Here is a 19,784-nt window from a genome sequence, read left to right as displayed (position 1 = left end):
GCCCGACGTGCTGAGCGAGCCAACTCTGACCAGTCGCTCCGAGGACGGGTGGGACATTCCGCTGCTCGTCTGGCGCGCCGACGGACCTCTGCGGGCCGTCAGCAGCGGCCCGCTGGGCGGTGGAATCGGCGCCCGGCACTGGGTGCTGAACGCGACAGTGCCGATGTCGTACGACCGGGACGACCCGGCCGCCCACCTGACCGCGCTCGCCGCCGACCTCGCCCTCGACGGACCCGGCGTTGGTCTGCTGACCGGCGTCGACGTGGCCGAGGTGGTGGCCCGGGCCGACACCGGGGTCCGGGCCTGGGCGACGGTCGGGCTCGGCACGCCGGTGCGCGCGGCCGAGCCGGCTCCGGCCGGGCTCGTCCAGCGGGTCGGCACGGTCAACATCGTGGTGTACGTGCCAGCCCGACTCGCCGACTCGGCACTGATCAACGCGGTGGCCACGGCGACCGAGGCGAAGACCCAGGCGATCACCGACCTCGGACTGCCGGGGACCGGCACCCCGACCGACGCGGTCACCGTGCTCTGCCCGGTCGACGGGCCGGAGGCCGCGTACGGGGGGCCGCGCTCCACCTGGGGCGCCCCGCTCGCCCGAGCGGTGCACGCGGCGGTGCTCGCCGGGGGTGCTCGGGCGGTCGTGCCCTGGTCAGAGCAGCTTCCCGACTGAACTTCCGACCGATCGGCTGTCGTCGGCGCGTTGCCGGCCCGGTAGGGTCGCGAGCGATGTATGCTCCCGCCTCTCTCGCGTCCCGCCCGCGTCGCCGCGTCGTGCTCGGCCTCGCCGGGCTGCTGGCCGCCCTGCTCGTCGCCGGCTGCGGCGACCCCGGCGGGGAGAAGGCTCCCGTCTGGCAGCCCGGTGCCGGCGGCGGTGGCACCGGCGCACCGGTGACCGCGGCCGGCCCGGAGGCCACCGGGCCGGCGGACTCCGCCACGGGCGGCGCGATCTCGCTGTCCGCCACCGGCGACATCATCATGGGCAACGCACCGAGCCGGCTGCCCGCCGCCGGTGGCAAGGGCTTCTTCACCTCGGTCACCGAGGCGCTCAAGGCCGACCTGGTGATGGGCAATCTGGAAGAGCCGCTGACCGTGGACACCGGCACCGGCAAGTGCGGTGCCAACTCCACCCGCTGCTTCCAGTTCCGGGCCCCACCGGAGTACGCCGCGCACCTGCGCGACGCCGGCTTCGACGTGCTCAACCAGGCCAACAACCACGGCTACGACTACGGGCCGAAGGGCTACGAGAACACCCAGCAGGCGCTGGAGAAGTACGACCTGGAGCACACCGGTGCGCCGGACCAGATCACCGTGGTCGACGTCAAGGGCGTCAAGGTCGCGGTGGCCGGCTTCTCGTCGTACGTCTGGTCCAACAGCCTGGTCGACATCGCCGAGGCGAAGGCCGTGGTCGCCAAGGCCGCCACCATGGCCGATTTGGTCGTGGTGCAGGTGCACATGGGTGGCGAGGGCGCGGACAAGACCCGGGTGAAGCCGGGCACCGAGATGTTCCTGGGCGAGAACCGGGGTGATCCGGTCAAGTTCTCCCACGCCATGATCGACGCCGGCGCCGACCTGATCGTCGGACACGGGCCGCACGTGCTGCGCGGCATGGAGTTCTACCAGGGCCGGCTGATCGCGTACAGCCTGGGCAACTTCGCCGGCGGCGGCAACTCGCTGAGCAACGATGGCCGCCTCGGCTGGGGCGGGGTGCTCAAGGTCTCGCTGAAGCCGGACGGCAGCTGGGCCGGTGGCTCGTTCACCTCGACGTACATGAACGACGCCGGTAAGCCGACGATGGACTCGAACGACAGGGGTCTGGGCCTGATCGGCGACCTGAGCGGGAGCGACTTCCCGAAGAGTGGCGCGCGGTTCGACGAGCAGGGCAAGATCTCTCCGCCAACGGGCGGCTGACCCGAGCGGGAACGTCCGGGGCGCGACGTAGGCTGACCGTCGTGACCAGTAGTCCCCCCGGTGCCAGCGAGACCGACCTCGGGCGCACCCGCCGCGCCCGCAAGATCGGCCGGGTGCTGACCGAGACGCATCCCGACGCGCACTGCGAGCTGGACCACTCCAGCGCCCTGGAGCTGTCCGTCGCCACGATCCTCTCCGCGCAGTGCACGGACAAGAAGGTCAACGAGGTCACCCCGAAGCTCTTCGCCCGCTATCCGAGCGCCGCCGCGTACGCCGGTGCCGACCGTGGCGAGATGGAGGAGCTGATCCGGCCCACCGGCTTCTACCGCAACAAGACCGACTCGCTGATCAAGCTGGGCCAGGCCCTCCTCGACCGGTACGACGGCAGTGTCCCCGGCCGGCTCGCCGATCTGGTGACGCTGCCCGGGATCGGCCGTAAGACCGCGAACGTGATCCTCGGCAACGCCTTCGACGTTCCCGGCATCACCGTCGACACGCACTTCCAGCGGCTGGTCCACAGGTGGCGGCTGACCAGCGAAACCGACCCGGTCAAGATCGAGCATGCGATCGGCGCGTTGTACCCGAAGCGCGACTGGACCATGCTGTCGCACCGGATCATCTTCCACGGGCGGCGGGTCTGCCATGCCCGCAAACCGGCCTGTGGCGCGTGCACGCTCGCGAAGCTCTGCCCCTCGTACGGCACCGGCCCGACCGAGCCCGCCGCCGCCGCGAAGCTGCTCAAGGGGCCTCGGGCGCGGGACCTGGCGGTGGCCGCCGGCGTCGACCCGGAGTTGGTGCCCGCCCAGGCGGTCGCCGCGGAGGTGCCGTGAACCGCCGCCTCGCCCTGGTGATCCTGCCGCTGCTGCTGACCCTCGCCGGCTGCACCAGCGGCGCCGCCGACGATCCGGCCCCCCGCCGGGCCGCCGCCGAGCGACCATCACCGTTCCGGGACTGTTCCACGCTGACCGCCCGACCCGCGGCTGCCTCGCCCGGCTCCGCCACACCCGGCGCGACTGCCCCCGCGTCGCCCGCCGCCACGCCCGACGCGACGGTCTCCGCAACCGGCGCCGGCGCGACGGCCCCCGCCGCTGGCGGTCGGGCGCTGCCGGAGCTGACGCTGTCCTGCTTCACCGGCGGCGCGCCCGTCGCCCTTCGGGACGTGGCCGGGCCGGTGGTGATCAACGTGTGGGCCTCCTGGTGCCCGCCGTGCCGCAAGGAGCTGCCCGCCTTCCAACGCCTCAGCGAGCGGGCCGCCGGTCAGCTCCAGGTGGTCGGGGTCAACAGTCGGGACAGCCGCAGCGGCGCCCAGGCCATCGGTGAGGACTTCGGCATCCGGTTCCCGATCCTGGTCGACCAGGGTGAGGCGCTGCAACGCAAGCTGGAGCGCAGCTTCTTCCCCATGACCATTCTGGTCGGCGCCGACGGTCAGGTCCGGCACATCGAAGCCAGCGGCGCGCTCGACGACGCCCAACTCGCCGCACTGGTCCGTAAGCACCTCGGCCTGACGGTGCCCGCGTGACCCGTCGACCGCCCGAGTGGATCGAGCCGTTGCTGACCCGGCTCGGCACCGCCCGCGCCGAGGACTTCACCCGGCTGACCACTCCGGCCGAGGGTGGTCGGGAGAGCGCCGTGCTGGTGCTGCTCGGCGAGCAGCCCGGCGTCGGCCCCGACGTGCTGGTCCTGCAACGCGCCGCCACCCTGCGTACCCACGCCGGCCAGCCGGCCTTTCCCGGGGGCGCGGCCGACCCGGAGGACGCCGACGTCCGGGCCACCGCCCTGCGCGAGGCGAACGAGGAGGTCGGCCTCGACCCGACCAGCGTGACCGTACTGGCCGAGCTGCCGAAACTGTGGATCCCGGTCAGCGACTTCGTGGTCACCCCGGTGCTGGCCTGGTGGCACGACCCGCACCCGGTGCACCCCCGGGAGCCGGCCGAGGTGGCGCACGTGGCCCGTCTGCCGGTGAGCGAGCTGGTCGACCCGGCCAACCGGCTGCGGGTCCGCCACCCGAGCGGCTGGATCGGCCCGGCGTTCTCCGCACGGGGGATGCTCGTCTGGGGCTTCACCGCCGGGGTGCTGGCCACCCTCTTGGAGATGGGCGGCTGGGCTCGGCCGTGGCCGCGTGAGCGGGTGGTGGAGCTGCCGCCGAGTGGTGCGGCCCCAGCCCCGTCGGCGGGCACCGACGACGCCGACGAGAGTGCCCTGCGCTGACCGCGCCTTCACTTTCCGCAAGCGATGGTCATCCGGTGGGCACACTGCCCGTACGCTTGACCCGTGTCCGTCGTGGATCTGCTGCTGCTCCTGCTCATGCTCCTGTTCGCGATCAGCGGATACCGTCAGGGCTTCGCCATCGGCATCCTGTCGCTCGCCGGGTTCTTCCTGGGCCTGCTGCTGGGCCTCCAGCTCGGGCCGCTGTTCGCCAGGCAGTTCGTGGATCCCGTCGCCCGGGTGCTGATCTCGCTGGTGGCGATCTTCGGGCTGGCAGTGATCGGTCAGGCGCTCGCCGGTTGGCTCGGCTCACGCCTGCGTAAGACGATCACCAGTGAGGTGGGCAGGCGGGCCGACGACATCGGCGGAGCCGTCGTCTCACTGCTCGCGGTGCTCCTGTTCGCCTGGCTGATCGCCGTGCCGTTCGGCTCGTCCGCGGTGCCCTGGATCGCCGCCGCGGTGCGCAACAGCGCGCTGATCACGGTGGTGAACCGGGTCCTGCCCAACCAGGCCCACGATCTGACCACGGCGTTGCAGGACACTCTCGACACCGACGGGTTCCCGGACGTCTTCGGTGACCTCGCGCCCACGCGCGCCCGCCAGGTCGAGCCGCCCGACCCGGCACTGGCCGGCTCACAGGTGGTGGTCAACGGGCAGCGGTCGGTCGTCAAGGTGCTCGGCTCCGCACCCAGCTGTTCACGCCGCATCGAGGGTTCCGGCTTCGTCTACGCCGACGACCGGGTGATGACCAACGCGCACGTCGTCGCCGGGACCCGTACGGTCGCCGTGGAGCTGGGCGGCGAGCGGTACGACGGCAAGGTGGTGGTCTACGACCCGGACCGGGACCTGGCCGTGCTACTCGTACCCGGACTGCCCGGTCCGTCCCTGCGGTTCGCCGCCGGTAACGCGGGCAGCGGCGCCGACGCCATCGTGCTCGGCTTCCCGCTCGACGGCCCCTACAACGCGCAGTCGGCGCGGATCCGCGACGTCGACCGGATCAAGGGACCGGACATCTACTCCGACGGTGACGTCACCCGGGAGATCTACACGATCCGGGCGCTGGTCCGCAGCGGCAACTCGGGAGGTCCGCTGCTCTCCTCCAACGGCCTGGTGCTCGGCGTGATCTTCGCGGCGGCGGTCGACGACTCGAACACCGGCTTCGCGGTGACCGCGGCCGAGGCCCGCCCGGTCGCGCTGGCCGGTGCCGAACGTAACCGGCAGGTCGGCACCGGCGAGTGCACCTGACCGCCGTGCGGGGTCAGCTGGGGGCCGACGCGGCTCGTCGCGCGGTCGGCAGCTTCGCCCGACCCCACCGCAGCCCGCGGTCCAGCACGGCACGGGCCATGATCGCGACGCAGGTGCCGCCGTTGAGGAAGGACGCCACCACGTCGCTCGGGTGGTGCATCCCCCGATACATCCGGGTCAACGCCACGCCCAGCGGCACCATCAGCAGCAGCGTCCACCAGGCGACCTTCGCCCCGGTGCTGCGGACCCGCAGCGCCATCAGCACGGCGATGCCGACGTAGAGCGCCACCGCCGCCGAGGTGTGCCCGGACGGGAAGCTCGACGTGGGCGGCGAGACGTCCATGTGCTCCACCGCCGGCCGCTGCCTGTCGATCACCATCGTGGTCAGCAGGAACACCAGCGCCTGGGCGGTGACCGCCGCGCACAGGAACAGGGGCTCCCGCCAGCGGTTCAGCCAGAGCCGCAGCGCCAGCGCCACCAGTACGGTGACCACGACGATCATCTGGGTGCTGGCCAGTGTGCTGAACACCAGCGAGACGTTGTTCCAACCGCCGGTGCGGTCACCGGCGAACTCCCGATTCACCGCGTCCTCGACGGTGAACGGCCAGGTCCGGGCGAGCACCCGGGTGACCAGCACTCCGAGCAGCACCATGACGCCGAACAGGAGGGACACCGGCAGCAGCACCCGCCGGACGATCTGGACCACGGTGTCGGGCATGAGCCGGCAAGTACCCGTTCGGCGTCGTCGGCACGCCTCAGGTCGCGCCGGGGTGCCGCTCGATCTCGGGAGCGACGCCGTCGCGGGCCGGCCGGACCGGTCGCAGGCCGGTGTGCGCCCGCCAACTGGTGAACGCGGCGGTGGTCGCCGCGACCACCGCCACGCCGAGCAGCCAACCGCCGAGCACGTCGCTGGTGAAGTGCACACCGAGCGCCACCCGGCTCAACCCGGTCACCACGGTGAGCAGCAGCGCGCCGACCCAGAGCGCGACCCGTGCCACTCCCCGGCCGACGTACGGCAGAAACACCAGCAGCAGCACCCCGGCGGTCAGGGTGGCGTTCAACGCGTGACCGGACGGGAACGAATAGCCGGCGGCCCGCGCCACCGGGTCGAGCAGCTCCGGTCGGTCCCGGCCGACGAGCAGCTTCAGCAACGGGCCGAACAGCCCACCCACCACCATGGTGGTGGTCGCCCAGAGGGCCAGTCGGCGGGCTCCCCGGCGCAGCAGCCAGATCACCACGAGCAGGGCGGCTGCCCGCAGCGGCATCGGCGCGAACACCTCGGTCCAGGTGTGCATCAGCACGACCCAGGCCGGGTGGTCGACGGCGTAACCGTGCAGCGCCTCGGTGACCGCCGTGTCCAGCCAATGCAGCGGTGCCCAGGCGCCGAGCACCAGCAGCGCGAGCAGCGCGAAAGGCACGAGCACCAGGAACGCCGCCGTCGCGGCCAGGGTGAGCCGCAGCCCGAGCGAATGGTCCGGGTCGAGTCGGCGGCGCCGCCAGGACGGGTGCCGGGCGGTGCCGAGGGTACGTGGGCCGGGCGCGCTCATGCGAACCGTTCTACCCCACCATTCGGCCGGTCAGGCCTGCCGGTGGGCCTCGATCATCAGGACCGCTGGCGGAGCCGGCGCACCAGCAGGGTGGCGCCGCCGGTCAGGGCGACGAGAAGCATGAACCCGGTCCACAGTTGCTCCGGTGCCGACGTGTCCTCGCCACCAGCGGCCCGGGCCGTCCACCGGCTCTGCTGACGAGGAGCGGCGAGACCGAGCGGATTGCTGCCGGCGCCGGCCACCGAGTCGTCAGCGGAGCCGGGAGCCGGACCGAAGCCGGTCACCCCCGGCGACGTCTGATCATCGAGCGGGTTCGCGGTCACCGATGGCACGTCGGCGCTCAACGCGGCCACCGGGTCGACCATCCCGTACCCGAAGCGGTCGTCCCGGCCGGTCGGCCCGAGGTCCCGGGCGGTGGTCAGCAAGCGGTTGACCACCTCACCCGCGGACATCTGGGGATAGCGGGACCGGACCAGCGCGGCGGTGGCCGCCACCAGTGGCGCGGCGAAGCTGGTGCCCTGCACCCGCCAGTACCCGCTCGGGGGTTTGGCGCCGACCAGCCCGGTGGCGGGAGCGCTGAGCACCGTCGCCCGGCCGGTGATCGACCCGGACCACAGGTCCTCGCTGTTGCGCTCCAGGCCGGCGACCGCGATCACCCCCGGCTCACGCGCCGGATACCACACCTTGGTGCTGCTGGAGGTGGCCAGGTTGCCGGTGCAGGCGACCACGACCACGTCCCGGACGAACGCGTAGTCCAAGGCCGCCGCCAGGGCGGGGCTGTCGCCGCTGCCGCCCAGCGACAGGTTGATCACGCGGGCGCCGTGATCGACCGCCCAGCGGACCCCCTGGGCCACGATCAGCGCGTCGTCGTAGCGGTTGTCCTCGTCGAGCACCCGGACCGGCAGGATCCGCGCGTCCGGCGCGAGGCCGACCACGCCCCGCTTGTCGTCCTTGCGGCCGGCGATCAGGCCGGCGACTGTCGTGCCGTGCCCCACCGGATCCGGTCCCGCGCCGCCGCCGGAGCCGACCAGATCCTGACCGGGCAGCACCTGGCCGACCAGGTCCGGATGGCTGCCGTCCACCCCGGAGTCGACCACCGCGACGGTCACGCCCCGGCCGGTCGAGCTGCGCCAGGCCGTCTCGGCCTGCAACTCGTCGAGCTGCCACTGCTCGTCGCGGACCTGATCGGTGCGAGCGATCGTGTCGCCGGGGGCGAACACCGTCGGCCCGCCGGCCAACTGGCCGCCGTGGCTGGGCGCGGTCACGGGTACGGCCGCCGCGGTCGGCGCGACGACGGCGAGCGCCGCGGCCGCACCGAGCAGCGCCCGGACGGTCGCCCGTCGGGCGGCCGACGGACCGCTGTGCCGCACCCCTGTCACATCCCCAGCCATTCATCCCGACGGAACCATGACGATCGGAGATTACCGGTTTCCCCACCCGTCACGGGAAGAACCGGCGAGTCGGGTCATTGTGGCGGCAGTTGTGCGAGCTGAACGAGGCGTACGCCCTCCCGCCGGGTGACCAACCGACCACGCCCCGGCGGCAGCGGCCCCGGCCGCACCGGTCCGACGAGCGCACCCTCCTCCGGGCTGCCCGCCATCACCAGGCCGGCGGTGGACAGCTCCCGCAGCCGTTGCACGATCGGCTCGTACTGGGCCCGGCCCGCGCCACCGGACCGGCGGGCCAGCACCAGGTGCAGCCCGACGTCACGGGCGTGCGGCAGGTGCTCCTCCAGCGCCCGCAGCGGGTTGGCCGGCCCGGCCGCCACCAGGTCGTAGTCGTCGACGAGCACGAACAGCTCCGGCCCGGACCACCAGGATCGATCCCGCAGTTGTGGCGGGGTGACCTCCGGCCCGGGGGCACGCCGCTCCAGGTAACCGGCGGCCGACTCGACAAGCTCGGCGGTGTGCGCCGCGGCGGTGCCGTACCCGATCAGGTGCGGCGTCTCGATGGCGCCGAGCAGACTGCGCCGGTAGTCGACCAGGATCACCCGGGCCTGCTCGGGGGTGAACCGGGTGGTGATCGACGAGGCCAACGCGCGCAGGAACGACGACTTGCCGCACTCCGAGTCCCCGAAGACCACGAAGTGAGGCTCGGTGGCGAAGTCGAGCCACACCGGCCGCAGGTCCGCCTCCGCGATCCCGATCGGCAACCGCAGCCCGGTCGTCGCGGTCAGGTCCATTTCGGCGTACGGCAGCACCGGCGGGAGCAGCCGCACCCGGGGCGCCGACGGGCCACCCCAACTGCCGGCGACCCGTTTGACCAGATCGGCGGTCTCTCCGTGATCGGCGAGCTGGGGCAGCGCGGTGAGGAAGTGCAGGCCCTCCGCGGTCACCCCCCGACCGGAGCGCTCCGGCACGTTGGCGGCGGCACGCCGGGCCACCAGCGAGTCGGACGGATCACCAAGGCGCAGTTCCAGCCGGGAGCCGAACAGGTCCCGGATCGCCGGCCGGAAGTCCAGCCAGCGCAGCGCCGTGGCGACCACGTGCAGCCCGTACGACAGTCCCCGGGTGGCCAGGTCGGTGATCAGCGGTTCCAGATCGTCGTACTCGCCCCGGACCGTGCTCCAACCGTCGATCACCAGGAACACGTCGCCGAACGGATCGGCCCCGAGCTGGCTGGTCGTTGGAGCTGCGGCCCGCCGCTGCCGGTACGCGGCCATCGACTCCACGCCCAACTCCGCGAAGCGGCGTTCCCGATCGGCCAGCACGGTGCTCATCTCGCCGACGGTGCGTCGGACGGCGGTCGGGTCGGCCCGACCGGTTACCCCACCCACGTGCGGAAGTTCGCGCAGCGCGGCCAGCCCGCCGCCACCGAAGTCCAGGCAGTAGACCTGCACCTCGACCGGGGTGTGGGTGAGCGCCAACGCGCAGATCAGCGTACGCAGCGCGGTGGACTTGCCGCTCTGTGGCGCACCGACCAGCGCGACGTGCCCGGCGGCCCCGTCCAGCGTCAGCCAGAGCAGGTCCCGGCTCTGCTCCAACGGCTTGTCCACGACGGCCAGTGGCACTCCCAGCGAGCCGTGCAGCTCCGGGTTGCCCACGCTGAGCCCGCGCTCCGGGTCCACCTCGACCGGGCCGAGCAGCTCGTCCAGGGCCGGTGGCGGACCGAGCGGCGGGAGCCAGACCTGGTGCGCGGGTGGCCCCTGCCCGACGAGCCGGTCCACCAGCAGGTCGAGCAGTGTCTCCCGGTCCTCCTCCTCCGGGGCGGCGGGCACGACCGGGGTCGCCGGCTCGGGCACCGGCACCACGTGGGTGGTGAAGGTGAGCAGCCGGGCACCCCCCTCGGCCGCGACGCCGGTCGGCGCGGTCCGCCGGCGGACGGCACCGGAGACGTACGCGGCCTTGAACCGGGCCAGCGGGTCGGTGCCGGCGCGCAGGTAGCCGTGCCCCGGCGAGCGGGGCAGTTCGTGCGCGTCCGGCACCCCGAGCACCGTGCGCGACTCCAACGCGGAGAAGGTTCGCAACCCGATCCGGTACGACAGGTGGGTGTCCAGCCCACGGAGCCGCCCCTCCTCCAGCCGCTGGCTGGCGAGCAGCAGGTGCACGCCGAGCGACCGGCCCAGCCGGCCGATCTGCACGAACAGGTCGATGAAGTCGGGCTTGGCGGAGAGCAGCTCGGAGAACTCGTCGCAGATCAGCAGCAGCGACGGCAGCGGGGCCAGTGGGCTGCCGGCCGCCCGTGACCGCTCGTAGTCGCGCACGCTGGCGAAGTTGCCGGCGCGGCGCAGCAGTTCCTGCCGGCGGACCAACTCCCCGTTGATCGCGTCGACCATCCGGTCGACCAGGGGCAACGCGTCGGCCAGGTTCGTGATCACCGCCGCGGTGTGCGGCAACCTGTCGAACGAGGCGAAGGTGGCGCCACCCTTGAAGTCGACGAGCACGAAGTTGAGCTGCTCGGAGCTGTGCGTGGCGGCGAGCCCCAACACCAGCGTGCGGAGCAGCTCGGACTTACCGGAGCCGGTCGCCCCGATGAGCAGGCCGTGCGGTCCCATCCCGTCCTGGGCGGACTCCTTGAGGTCAAGCTCGATCGCGCCGCCATCCGCGCCCACCCCGATCGGCACCCGCAGCCGGTCCCGTGCCGAGCGCGGCAGCCAGCCCTGCTCAGCGGTGAAGCTTTCCGGGTCACCGAGCCCGAGTAGTTCGGGAAGGCCCAGGTCCGCCTGGAGCGGGGCGTCCGGTCCGCGGGCCGCGCCGGCGAGCCGCAGCGGCGCCAACCGTCGGGCGACCGCCTCGGCGTCGGCGAGGTCCAACTGATCGGCGGTGCCCACCTCGGCGTGCCCGTCGGACGACCACGAGTGCAGCCGTCGGTCGTGCAACTCCAGCAGCAGCGCGTACCTGTCGAGCAGCCGGGGCGGCGGGGTGTCCAGGTCCAGCACGGTGAGGGCATCGATGCCGCCGTCACCGGTCAGGTCACTGGCGCCGGTCAGGTCGCCGCCGTCGAGCACCACCACCACGTGCGGGCCGTCGGTGGCGGGTCCGGCCGGGCTGAACCGCGACCGGCTGGCCAGCACGTCGGCGAGCAGCCGTTCCAACTCGGCGGCGGAGCTGGTGACCAGCCGTACCGGGCCGAGCGCGTCGGTGCGGCTCGGATGGTGGGCGTGCGGGAGCCATTTCACCCACTCCCAGCAGGCGCGGCGTTCCGGTCCGGCGCAGACGGCGACGAGCAGCTCGTCGGGGGCGTGGAAGACCGCGAGCTGGGTCAGCACCGCCCGGACCAGCGCCTGCGCCGCCGGGTCGCCGGTGGGTGGCCCGCCGGTGGTCGGGGTGCCGCCCCCGCTCCGGTTGGCGGGACGCACGTGCACCCGGGCGAAGCTGCGCAACGACAGGGCCACCGGCAGGTCCGGCACCACGGAGTACGCGTCCAGAAAGCGGCGCAACGCGCCGGCGGTCATCGGCTCCAGCTCCTCCAGCGGCCGGGTGACGGGTGGGACGAGCGGGGTGGCCAGGGTCTGCGGCCCGACGGCGACCCGGACCACCGCGAAGTCCGGGTCGGCGGGACGTCGTTCCCAGACCCGGTGACTGTCCACCGTCGACCAGAGCCCGCCCGGGTCCGGGTGCCGGTAGTAGAGCCCGGCCCGCTGCTGTCCCGCGGTGCGTCGCACCCGCCGCCGCAGCGTGGCCAGGTGGCGCAGGTACTCCCGGCGGGCGGCCATCATCTCGGACTTCTTCGGTGTGCCGGAGGCGCTGCCCCAGGAGGTCACCAGCATCGCCAGCGAGGAGAGCCCGAACATCCCACCCACCACGTACGAGTAGGCGCCGCCGCCCCGGCCGAACATCATCGCCATCGCGACCGTACCCCCGAGCATGGGCAGCAGCATGAGCATCTGCTGCCACCGTCCACCGGTCACCACGGGGATCTCCGGCGGTGCCTCGACCGGCAGTTCGCCGGCGGGGATCTCCGGCGCCGGTCGACGTGGTGGGCGCTTGATGACGACTGTCGACACTCGGCCTCCTGACTGCGCTGGGTAACCCGAGCCGGACTCATGGTAGGTAAAGTCCTGTCGTCCGCACAGCCTCCGATCCCTCCCGAGATGGAGACCAGTCGATGACTACCGGTCTGGCCCGCGTCACCATCAGCGCGCCGCAACGACGGGTGGACGTCGCCCTGCCGGAGCAGGTGCCTCTCGCCGAGCTGCTGCCCGACGTGCTCCGGCACGCCGGCGTCGGGCTGGCCGACGACGGCGAACAGCACGGCGGCTGGGTTCTGCGCCGCACCGACGGCGCGCTGCTGACGACCGCACAGGCACTGCTGCCCCAGGGGGTCCGCGACGGTGAGGTGCTGCACCTCGTGCCGGCCCGGGCGCACTGGCCCGAGCTGGAGTACGACGACGTGGTCGAGGCGATCGCCGACGGTGCCCGCCGCCGTGGCGGCGCCTGGTCGCCCACCGCCACCCGGGCCGCCGGTCTCGCCGGTGCGGCCGTCCCGCTCACCGTCGGGCTGCTCGCCCTGCTCGTCGGCGGCCCGACGTACCGGGCCGGCTGGCTGGCCGCCGCCGTGGTGGCGCTGCTGCTCACCGTGGCCGGTGCGGTCGCCTCCCGCGCCAACGGCGACGGCACCGCCGGGGCGACACTCGGCGGCTACGCGCTGCCGTACGCGTTCACGGCCGGCGCCCTCGCGGTCGGCTCCGGCGACCCGGTCGGGCCGGTCGGGCCGGTCCGCTGGGTGGGCGCGCCCGAGCTGCTGGCCGGCTCGGTGGCGCTGTCGCTGGTGGCGCTGATCGGCCTGCTCGGAGTGGCCAGCCGGCTACGGGTCTTCGTGGCCGGTGTGACGGTCGGCCTGATCGGTGCCGGGTCGGCGCTCGGTGGGCTGCTGCTCAGCCCGGCCGGCGCGGCGGCGGTGCTGCTCAGCGCCCTGGTCTTCGCCGTCGGCGTCATTCCGCTGCTGGCCATCCGGCTGGGCAAGCTCCCCCTGCCGCCGATCACCCTGCCGACCTCGACCCCCACCGAAGGGCCGGAGCGATCCCGGGATCTGCCGGACCGGAGCCGGGTGAACGCGGCGGTGACCCGCACCGAGGAGGTGCTCACCGGGATGTTGATCGGGCACGCCCTGCTGGCGGTGGCCGCCGCGGTCGTACTCGGGGTTGCCGGCACGACGGCCGGCTGGGTGCTGCTGGCGGTCACCTCGGCCGTGCTGCTGCTGCGGTCGCGGCTGTTCGTGGCGTTGCGGCACCGGGTCCCCACGGTGCTGGCCGGGCTGGCCGGCTACACCGTGCTGGGCGTGGTGCTCGTTGGCCGGGCCGACGACGTCGGGCGGTTGGCGCTGGTCCTGGGCGGTGCGGCGTTGGCCCTGGTGGCCGCCGCCAGCGGCACCGGATACGCCCGCCGGCCGGTCTCGCCGTACCTCGGAAGGATCGCGGACCTCACCGACACGGCCCTGGCGGTCGCCGTGGTGCCGATCGCCTGCGCGGTGCTCGACCTGTACGACCGGGCCCGGGGGCTGCTCGGTTGAGCGGCCCCCGGGCCCGGTGCGTCGGTGGTACGTCAGTGCATGGATTCGCCGCGCGCCTCGGCGTCCCTGGCCCGCTGGTACGAGGCGTGGATCTCGGCCTCGGCCTCGGTGCGGCCGACCCAGGTCGCGCCCTCCACCGACTTGCCGGGCTCCAGGTCCTTGTACACCTCGAAGAAGTGCTGGATCTCCAGCCGGTCGAACTCGCCGAGGTGGTGGATGTCGCGCAGGTGCTCCTGGCGAGGATCCTCGTAGGGCACGCAGAGGACCTTGTCGTCCCCGCCCTTCTCGTCGGTCATCCGGAACATGCCGATGGTGCGGCAGCGGATCAGACAACCCGGGAAGGTCGGCTCGGGGACCAGCACCAGCGCGTCCAGCGGGTCGCCGTCCTCGCCCAGAGTGCCCTCGATGAACCCGTAGTCGGCCGGGTACTGGGTGGAGGTGAAGAGAGTGCGGTCCAACCGGATCCGGCCGGTCTTGTGGTCCACCTCGTACTTGTTCCGGTGACCTTTGGGGATCTCAACCGTCACGTCGAAATCCATCTGCACGCTCCCTCGTCTGCCCACGCTGGCTAACGGAACCACTGGCGGCCCCTCCGGACAGGTGAATGCCCACCCGCCGACTCCGGCCGCCGCATAGTCTTCGGACCGAAGTAGTGTCACCCAAGCCGATTTTCGCTGGGGGAGGAGGGGGTCGTGGGGAGGGAAGATTCACACTACCGCCCGGACGGGGGCTCCGCGCACGGTACCGGACGATCCGGCTCCGGCGGCGCCACGGGCCGGGTCCCGGTGCCGGAGGCCCACCTGCCCCGGGCTTCCGAGCCAGGCACGCCGGCAACCGGGACGCCCCCACCAATGCCCTGGCGCCCCCCCGGCTCGACCCCGCCCATCCCGAACAACGGCCGCTTTCCGGTAGCCGGCGGTGACCGGCCGACGAGTGGCCCGCCGCGCGGGAGCGCGTCGGTGCCGGTCAGTTCCGCTCCGCCTGGCCCGACCTCGGGTGGCCCGCCGCGCGGCAGCGCGTCCGTCCCGGTCAGTCCGGCTCCGCCGGGCCCGACCTCGGGTGGTCCGTCGCGCGGGAGCGCGTCCGTCCCGGTCAGTCCGGCCCCGCCCGGTGCGTGGCCCGGCCCGACCGCCACCCCCGGTGGCGCCCCACCGCTGGGTCCGCCGATCTCCGCGTTGCCGTCGCCCGCCGGCGCCGCGCCGGCCCCCGCACCGGTCGCCCCCGCTCGTCGGCGGCGGCTGCCGGTGGTGCTGGCCGTCGTGCTGCTGCTGGTGCTCGCCGGTGTCGGCGTCGTCGTCGTCCGACCCGGCCCGGTCGCTGGATGGCTGGGCGACGACGCCGGGTCCGCGCCGAACGCCGTGGGCGCGACCCCGGAGCCGGACCCGGCGGACGTGCTGTCCGGCCCGGACCCGAACGCTCCGGTACCCACCGCGGACGGGGTTCGTGCCGCGCTCGACCCACTTGTCGGGGTCGCCGCCCTGGGCGATCGGGTGAACGTCTCGGTGGCCGATGTCATCTCCGGCCAGACGCTGTTCGACAAGGGGGCGGACGACGGCACCGTGCCCGCCTCGGTGACCAAACTGGCGACCGCGGTCACGGCACTGGCAGCCCGGGGACCCGGCTACCGGATCCCCACTCGCGCCGTGGCCGGCACGAAGGCCGGCGAGGTGGTGATCATCGGTGGTGGCGATCCCACCCTCGCGATCGACAAGAAGGGCTACTACCCGGGCGCGGCGCGGCTCGACGAGTTGGCCGCCCAGGTGCGTACGGCGCTCGGCGGCACCACCCCGACCAGTGTCACCGTCGACGGTTCGGTCTACTCCGGCCCGGTCTACGGCCCAGGCTGGGACGACGACATCCCCACCGGTGGGTCCGGTGGCGCGGTGACGGCGTTGATGACCGACGGCGCACGCCGGGATCCGAGCGTCCCGCACGGGGCCGCGGCGCGGTTCGCCGAGCCGGACCTGGCCGCCGGAAAGGCGTTCGCCCGCCTGCTCGGTGTGCCGGGCGACGCCGTGAAGCGGGGCACGGCACCGGCGCCCGCCGCGGCCGGTGGCACCCCGGCGCCGGGCAGCGAGCTGGGTGTGGTGCAGTCTCCGCCGATGATCCGGCTGGTCGACATCATGATCAGCGAGAGTGACAACCTGGTGGCCGAGGCGTTGGCCCGTCAGGTCGCGATGGCCCGCAACCAGCCGGCCTCGTTCGACGGTGGCGCCGCCGCGATGGACGCGGAGGTGGCCGAGTTGGGCCTGCCCGCCGACGAGATCACCCTGTCCGACGGCAGCGGACTGTCCCGCAACAACCGGATCAGCCCGTCGTTGCTGACCGATCTGATCCGACTGGCCGCCAGCCCGGATCATCCGGAGTTGGCGGGCGTCTTCGGCGGTCTGCCGGTGGGCGGCTGGTCGGGGACCCTGGACGAGCGCTACCGCACCGCCGCCGGCACCGCCGCCGGGGCGGGCAGCGTCCGGGCGAAGACCGGCACACTGACCGCCGTGCACTCCATTGCGGGTCTGGTCACCACCGCCGATGGTCGGCTACTCACCTTCGCGGTGCTCACGGATCGGGTGCCGGGCGGAAAGGAAACCGCCCAACCGGCGCTGGATCGGATCACCGCAGCGCTGGCCGGCTGCGGCTGCCGCTGACCGTCACTCCGACCCCTACCGGGGACGCCATCGCCGTCGATCGGGATCGCGAGCGCGGGCCGGGGTGTCGCGGCGCGGGTACGGTGGGTCCATGGCGCAGTTCGTGGACTGGGATCTGGCCGCCGCCACCGCGGGGGCGTTGAGCAAGTCGGGCCCCCGGGTGTCGTACTCCGAGGCCACCGACGTGGTCGGCGACCTGCGCCGGCTGACCGATGAGGCGGCCGGACACGTGGCCGACTACACGGGGCTGCGGGCGCAGGTGGCGCATCCGCCGGTTCGGGTGGTCGACCGGCGCGACTGGGCGGCGACGAACATCGCCGGCCTTCGCGAGGTGATCACTCCGCTGGTGAGCCGGCTGTCCGGCGACAAGCAGCCGGGTGCGTTGACCGAGGCGGTCGGCTCTCGGCTGACCGGGGTGCAGGCCGGCACCGTGCTGGCGTACCTCTCCGGTCGGGTGCTCGGGCAGTACGAGGTCTTCTCGGCCGACCCGGGCCAACTGCTGCTTGTCGCACCGAACATCGTCGAGGTGGAGCGCAAGCTCGGTGCGGACCCGCGGGACTTCCGGCTCTGGGTGTGCCTGCACGAGGTCACCCACCGGACCCAGTTCACCGCCGTTCCGTGGATGCGGGCCTATTTCCTGGGCGAGGTGCAGGCGTTCGTCGACGCCTCGTCCAGCGGCAGTGAGCATGTCGTCGAGCGCCTGCGGCGCGGGGTGGCCACGCTGTCCGAGGCGGTCCGTGACCCGGAGAGCCGCACCAGCGTGCTGGACATCGTGCAGACCCCGGCGCAGCGGGCCGTACTGGACCGGCTCACCGCGTTGATGACCCTGCTGGAGGGGCACGCCGAGTTCGTGATGGACGGCGTCGGTCCGCAGGTGATCCCGAGCGTGGAGCGGATCCGGGCGTCGTTCAACCGACGTCGGGAGGCGGGCAACCCGCTGGAGAAGGCCATCCGCCGGCTGCTCGGGGTGGACGTCAAGATGCGCCAGTACGCCGAGGGGCGCAAGTTCGTGCACGGCGTGGTGGAGCGGGTCGGCATGGACGGCTTCAACTCGATCTTCAACTCGCCGCTCACGCTGCCCCGGCTGTCCGAGTTGGGTGACCCGGATGCCTGGGTGGCCCGGGTGCACGGCCCGGCCGGCACCATTCGGGCAGCTGGCTGACCACCCAGCGGTGGCCGCGCTCGCCCCGCCGGTGGCCGCGATCCGGGTGGCGGTCCGGCGCGCCCTGACCGGTCTGCCGTCCGGTGGGCCGGTGCTTGTCGCCTGCTCCGGCGGAGCCGACTCGCTCGCCCTCGCGGCGGCCACCGCGTTCGTGGCGCCTCGACTCGGTCGCGCCGCCGTGCTGGTCTCGGTCGACCACGGATTGCAGGACGGCTCCGCGGAGCGTGCCGAGGCGGTGGCCGCCTGGGCCGGTGGGTTCGGGTACGCGTCGGCGACCGCCGTGCGGGTGGAGGTGGCGGGGCGTCCAGGCGGGCCGGAGGCGGCCGCCCGGGAGGCTCGTTACCAGGCTCTGACCGAGGTGGCCCGGCAGCAGAACGCGGTCGCGGTACTCACCGGGCACACCCGCGACGACCAGGCGGAGACGGTGCTGCTGGCGCTCGCCCGGGGCGCCGGTCCCCGGGGGTTGGCCGGAATGCCCGCCCGGCGAGACCTGAACGGGGTGCCGCTGCTGCGTCCGCTGCTGGAGATCGGTCGGGCGCAGACCCGCGCCGCCTGTGCCGTGCTCGGGCTGAGCCCGTGGCAGGACCCGCACAACACCGACCCGTCGTACGCCCGCTCCCGGGTGCGGGCCGACCTGCTGCCGGCGCTGGTGCGGGCGCTCGGACCCGGCGTGGTGGACAACCTCGCGCGTACCGCCGGTCTGGTGGCGGCTGACAACGCCGCGCTCGACGAGGTGGCGGCGACGGCGCTGGCCGGGGCACGGCACCCCGAGGGAGGCCTCTCCGTGCCCGCGCTGGCCGGTCTGGCCCCCGCGGTGCGTGGCCGGGTGCTGCACTCCTGGGCGCGTGAGGTGGGCGCCCTGCCGGGAGCGCTGTCGCACCGGCACGTCAACGCCCTGGACGCGCTGGTCACCGCTTGGCATGGTCAGGGTCCCACCGATCTGCCCGGGGGTGTCCGGGTGCTCCGCCGCGCCGATCGGCTGGCGCCGGTCACCCCCAGCTGACGCCGACGTCCATCTCGCCGCGCCGTCGATCGACGCCGGTCAGCGTTGTAGGCGTTGCGTTGCCGAACGGGTGCGCCTTTGCTGGGTGGCGATGTCAGCCGCTGTGTGCCCGGTCCCGGAAGGTGGTCCGGTAGCTGTGTGGGGTGGCGCCGACCCGGCGGGTGAAGTGGTGGCGCAGCGCTGCGGCGTCGCCGAAGCCGGACTGGTCGGCGACGGCCTCCACGCTCAACGGGGTCTCTTCGAGCAGCCGCCGGGCGAGCAGCACCCGTTGGTTGGTGAGCCAGTCGTGCGGGGTGGTGCCGGTCTCGGCGCGGAACCGGCGGGCGAACGTGCGTGGTGCCATCCCGGCGCGGGCGGCCAACTCCTCGACAGTGGTCGTCCGGTCCAGGTGACCCATCAGCCACTCCAGCACCGGTTCCAGGGTGGGTGCCTCGGGTGCCTTCGGGATGGGCGCCTCGACGTACTGGGACTGGCCGCCGTCGCGGTGCGGCGGGACCACCATCCGTCGCGCCAGTCGGGTCGCGGTGGCCGAGCCGTGCTCCTGGCGGATCAGGTGCAGGCAGGCGTCGATGCCGGCCGCCGTGCCGGCGCTGGTGAGCAGCCGGCCGTCCTGGACGTAGAGCGAGTTGCAGCGCACCCGGGCGCGTGGGTGCCGGCGTTGCAGCTCGTCCACGTACCGCCAGTGGGTCGTGCATTCCCGGTCGTCGAGCAGGCCGGCCTCGCCGAGCAGGAAGGCGCCCGAGCAGACGCTGAACAGGTACGCGCCGCGGGCGTCGGCCCGTCGTAGCGCGTCGAGCACCGAGCCGGGAACGGTGGTGCCCTGGCTGTGCGCGGGAACGGCCACCAGGTCGGCCTCCTCGACCGGGCCGAGGTCGGCGTGCGGGGTGAGGTGGAAGCCGGACGACGTACGCACCGGAGCGCCGTCGGGGCTGCACACCTGGAATCGGTAGCCGGGAAAACCGTCGGCGGTGCGGTCGGTGCCGAACACCTCGGCGAGCACGCCGAGCTCGAAGGGGGCGACCTGGTCGAGGGCGAGCACGGCGATGGACCGGAGCATGTGACGAGGGTAACCCGAGAGGTGGCAGTAAATCGATGACCAATGGCATTCCTGCCACTGT

16 protein-coding genes are annotated in these 19,784 nt (G+C 73.4%); 10 read left to right on the top strand and 6 right to left on the bottom strand.

Features of this window, described 5'->3' with window-relative positions; all coding sequences use genetic code 11:
- Window positions 1–7 precede the first annotated feature (7 nt).
- From AB0A90_RS25890 to AB0A90_RS25865, 6 genes are all read left to right on the top strand, one after another.
- The gene (locus AB0A90_RS25890) at window positions 8–670 is read left to right on the top strand and encodes an adenosylcobinamide amidohydrolase (protein WP_357252935.1); all 663 of its coding nucleotides are present in this window, start codon (window positions 8–10) and stop codon (window positions 668–670) included.
- Between the two features lie 56 nt (window positions 671–726).
- Complete coding sequence (locus tag AB0A90_RS25885; protein ID WP_357252932.1) at window positions 727–1,908, top strand: CapA family protein; 1,182 nt, start codon at window positions 727–729, stop codon at window positions 1,906–1,908.
- Between the two features lie 41 nt (window positions 1,909–1,949).
- Window positions 1,950–2,738, top strand: a complete 789-nt coding sequence (nth, locus tag AB0A90_RS25880; RefSeq protein ID WP_357252930.1) for an endonuclease III — start codon at window positions 1,950–1,952, stop codon at window positions 2,736–2,738.
- Window positions 2,735–3,427 (top strand): TlpA disulfide reductase family protein, encoded by a 693-nt coding sequence (locus tag AB0A90_RS25875; RefSeq protein ID WP_357252927.1) that lies wholly within the window; start codon window positions 2,735–2,737, stop codon window positions 3,425–3,427. Before nth ends, AB0A90_RS25875 begins: the two co-directional genes overlap by 4 nt.
- The gene (locus tag AB0A90_RS25870; RefSeq protein WP_357252925.1) at window positions 3,424–4,116 is read left to right on the top strand and encodes a CoA pyrophosphatase; all 693 of its coding nucleotides are present in this window, start codon (window positions 3,424–3,426) and stop codon (window positions 4,114–4,116) included. Before AB0A90_RS25875 ends, AB0A90_RS25870 begins: the two co-directional genes overlap by 4 nt.
- Before the next feature lie 63 nt (window positions 4,117–4,179).
- On the top strand, window positions 4,180–5,358 hold the full coding sequence (locus tag AB0A90_RS25865; protein ID WP_357252922.1) for a MarP family serine protease: 1,179 nt from the start codon (window positions 4,180–4,182) through the stop codon (window positions 5,356–5,358).
- Window positions 5,359–5,371: 13 nt separating this feature from the next.
- On the opposite strand, the gene AB0A90_RS25860 is transcribed toward AB0A90_RS25865, so the two are convergent.
- From AB0A90_RS25860 to eccCa, 4 genes are all read right to left on the bottom strand, one after another.
- Complete coding sequence (locus AB0A90_RS25860; protein WP_357252919.1) at window positions 5,372–6,076, bottom strand: phosphatase PAP2 family protein; 705 nt, start codon at window positions 6,074–6,076, stop codon at window positions 5,372–5,374.
- A gap of 37 nt (window positions 6,077–6,113) precedes the next feature.
- On the bottom strand, window positions 6,114–6,905 hold the full coding sequence (locus AB0A90_RS25855; protein WP_357252916.1) for a phosphatase PAP2 family protein: 792 nt from the start codon (window positions 6,903–6,905) through the stop codon (window positions 6,114–6,116).
- Window positions 6,906–6,961: 56 nt separating this feature from the next.
- Entirely contained in the window at window positions 6,962–8,284 is a 1,323-nt protein-coding gene (mycP, locus tag AB0A90_RS25850; protein ID WP_357253061.1) for a type VII secretion-associated serine protease mycosin, read from the bottom strand.
- Between the two features lie 86 nt (window positions 8,285–8,370).
- Window positions 8,371–12,351, bottom strand: coding sequence for a type VII secretion protein EccCa (eccCa, locus tag AB0A90_RS25845; RefSeq protein WP_357252913.1), 3,981 nt, complete (start codon window positions 12,349–12,351; stop codon window positions 8,371–8,373).
- 101 nt (window positions 12,352–12,452) lie between these two features.
- On the opposite strand from eccCa, the gene eccD reads away from it, so the two are divergent.
- A complete protein-coding gene (eccD, locus tag AB0A90_RS25840; protein WP_357252910.1) occupies window positions 12,453–13,856 on the top strand; it encodes a type VII secretion integral membrane protein EccD in 1,404 nt (467 codons plus the stop codon).
- 32 nt (window positions 13,857–13,888) lie between these two features.
- Here eccD and AB0A90_RS25835 read toward each other — a convergent pair whose 3' ends face one another.
- Window positions 13,889–14,395 (bottom strand): inorganic diphosphatase, encoded by a 507-nt coding sequence (locus AB0A90_RS25835; protein ID WP_091403280.1) that lies wholly within the window; start codon window positions 14,393–14,395, stop codon window positions 13,889–13,891.
- Between the two features lie 627 nt (window positions 14,396–15,022).
- On the opposite strand from AB0A90_RS25835, the gene dacB reads away from it, so the two are divergent.
- From dacB to tilS, 3 genes are all read left to right on the top strand, one after another.
- On the top strand, window positions 15,023–16,501 hold the full coding sequence (gene dacB / locus AB0A90_RS25830; RefSeq protein WP_357253059.1) for a D-alanyl-D-alanine carboxypeptidase/D-alanyl-D-alanine-endopeptidase: 1,479 nt from the start codon (window positions 15,023–15,025) through the stop codon (window positions 16,499–16,501).
- Between the two features lie 91 nt (window positions 16,502–16,592).
- The gene (locus tag AB0A90_RS25825) at window positions 16,593–17,663 is read left to right on the top strand and encodes a zinc-dependent metalloprotease (protein WP_357252906.1); all 1,071 of its coding nucleotides are present in this window, start codon (window positions 16,593–16,595) and stop codon (window positions 17,661–17,663) included.
- Window positions 17,664–17,673: 10 nt separating this feature from the next.
- On the top strand, window positions 17,674–18,666 hold the full coding sequence (gene tilS / locus AB0A90_RS25820; RefSeq protein ID WP_357252903.1) for a tRNA lysidine(34) synthetase TilS: 993 nt from the start codon (window positions 17,674–17,676) through the stop codon (window positions 18,664–18,666).
- A gap of 94 nt (window positions 18,667–18,760) precedes the next feature.
- Here tilS and AB0A90_RS25815 read toward each other — a convergent pair whose 3' ends face one another.
- Window positions 18,761–19,723, bottom strand: coding sequence for a helix-turn-helix domain-containing protein (locus AB0A90_RS25815; RefSeq protein ID WP_357252900.1), 963 nt, complete (start codon window positions 19,721–19,723; stop codon window positions 18,761–18,763).
- Window positions 19,724–19,784: the final 61 nt, after the last annotated feature.

Source organism: Micromonospora sp. NPDC049204 (assembly GCF_040647935.1).
In the GTDB taxonomy this organism is placed as follows: domain Bacteria; phylum Actinomycetota; class Actinomycetes; order Mycobacteriales; family Micromonosporaceae; genus Micromonospora.
The sequence above is the reverse complement of the archived record's forward strand: the minus strand, read 5'-3'. Positions and strand labels throughout refer to the sequence as shown.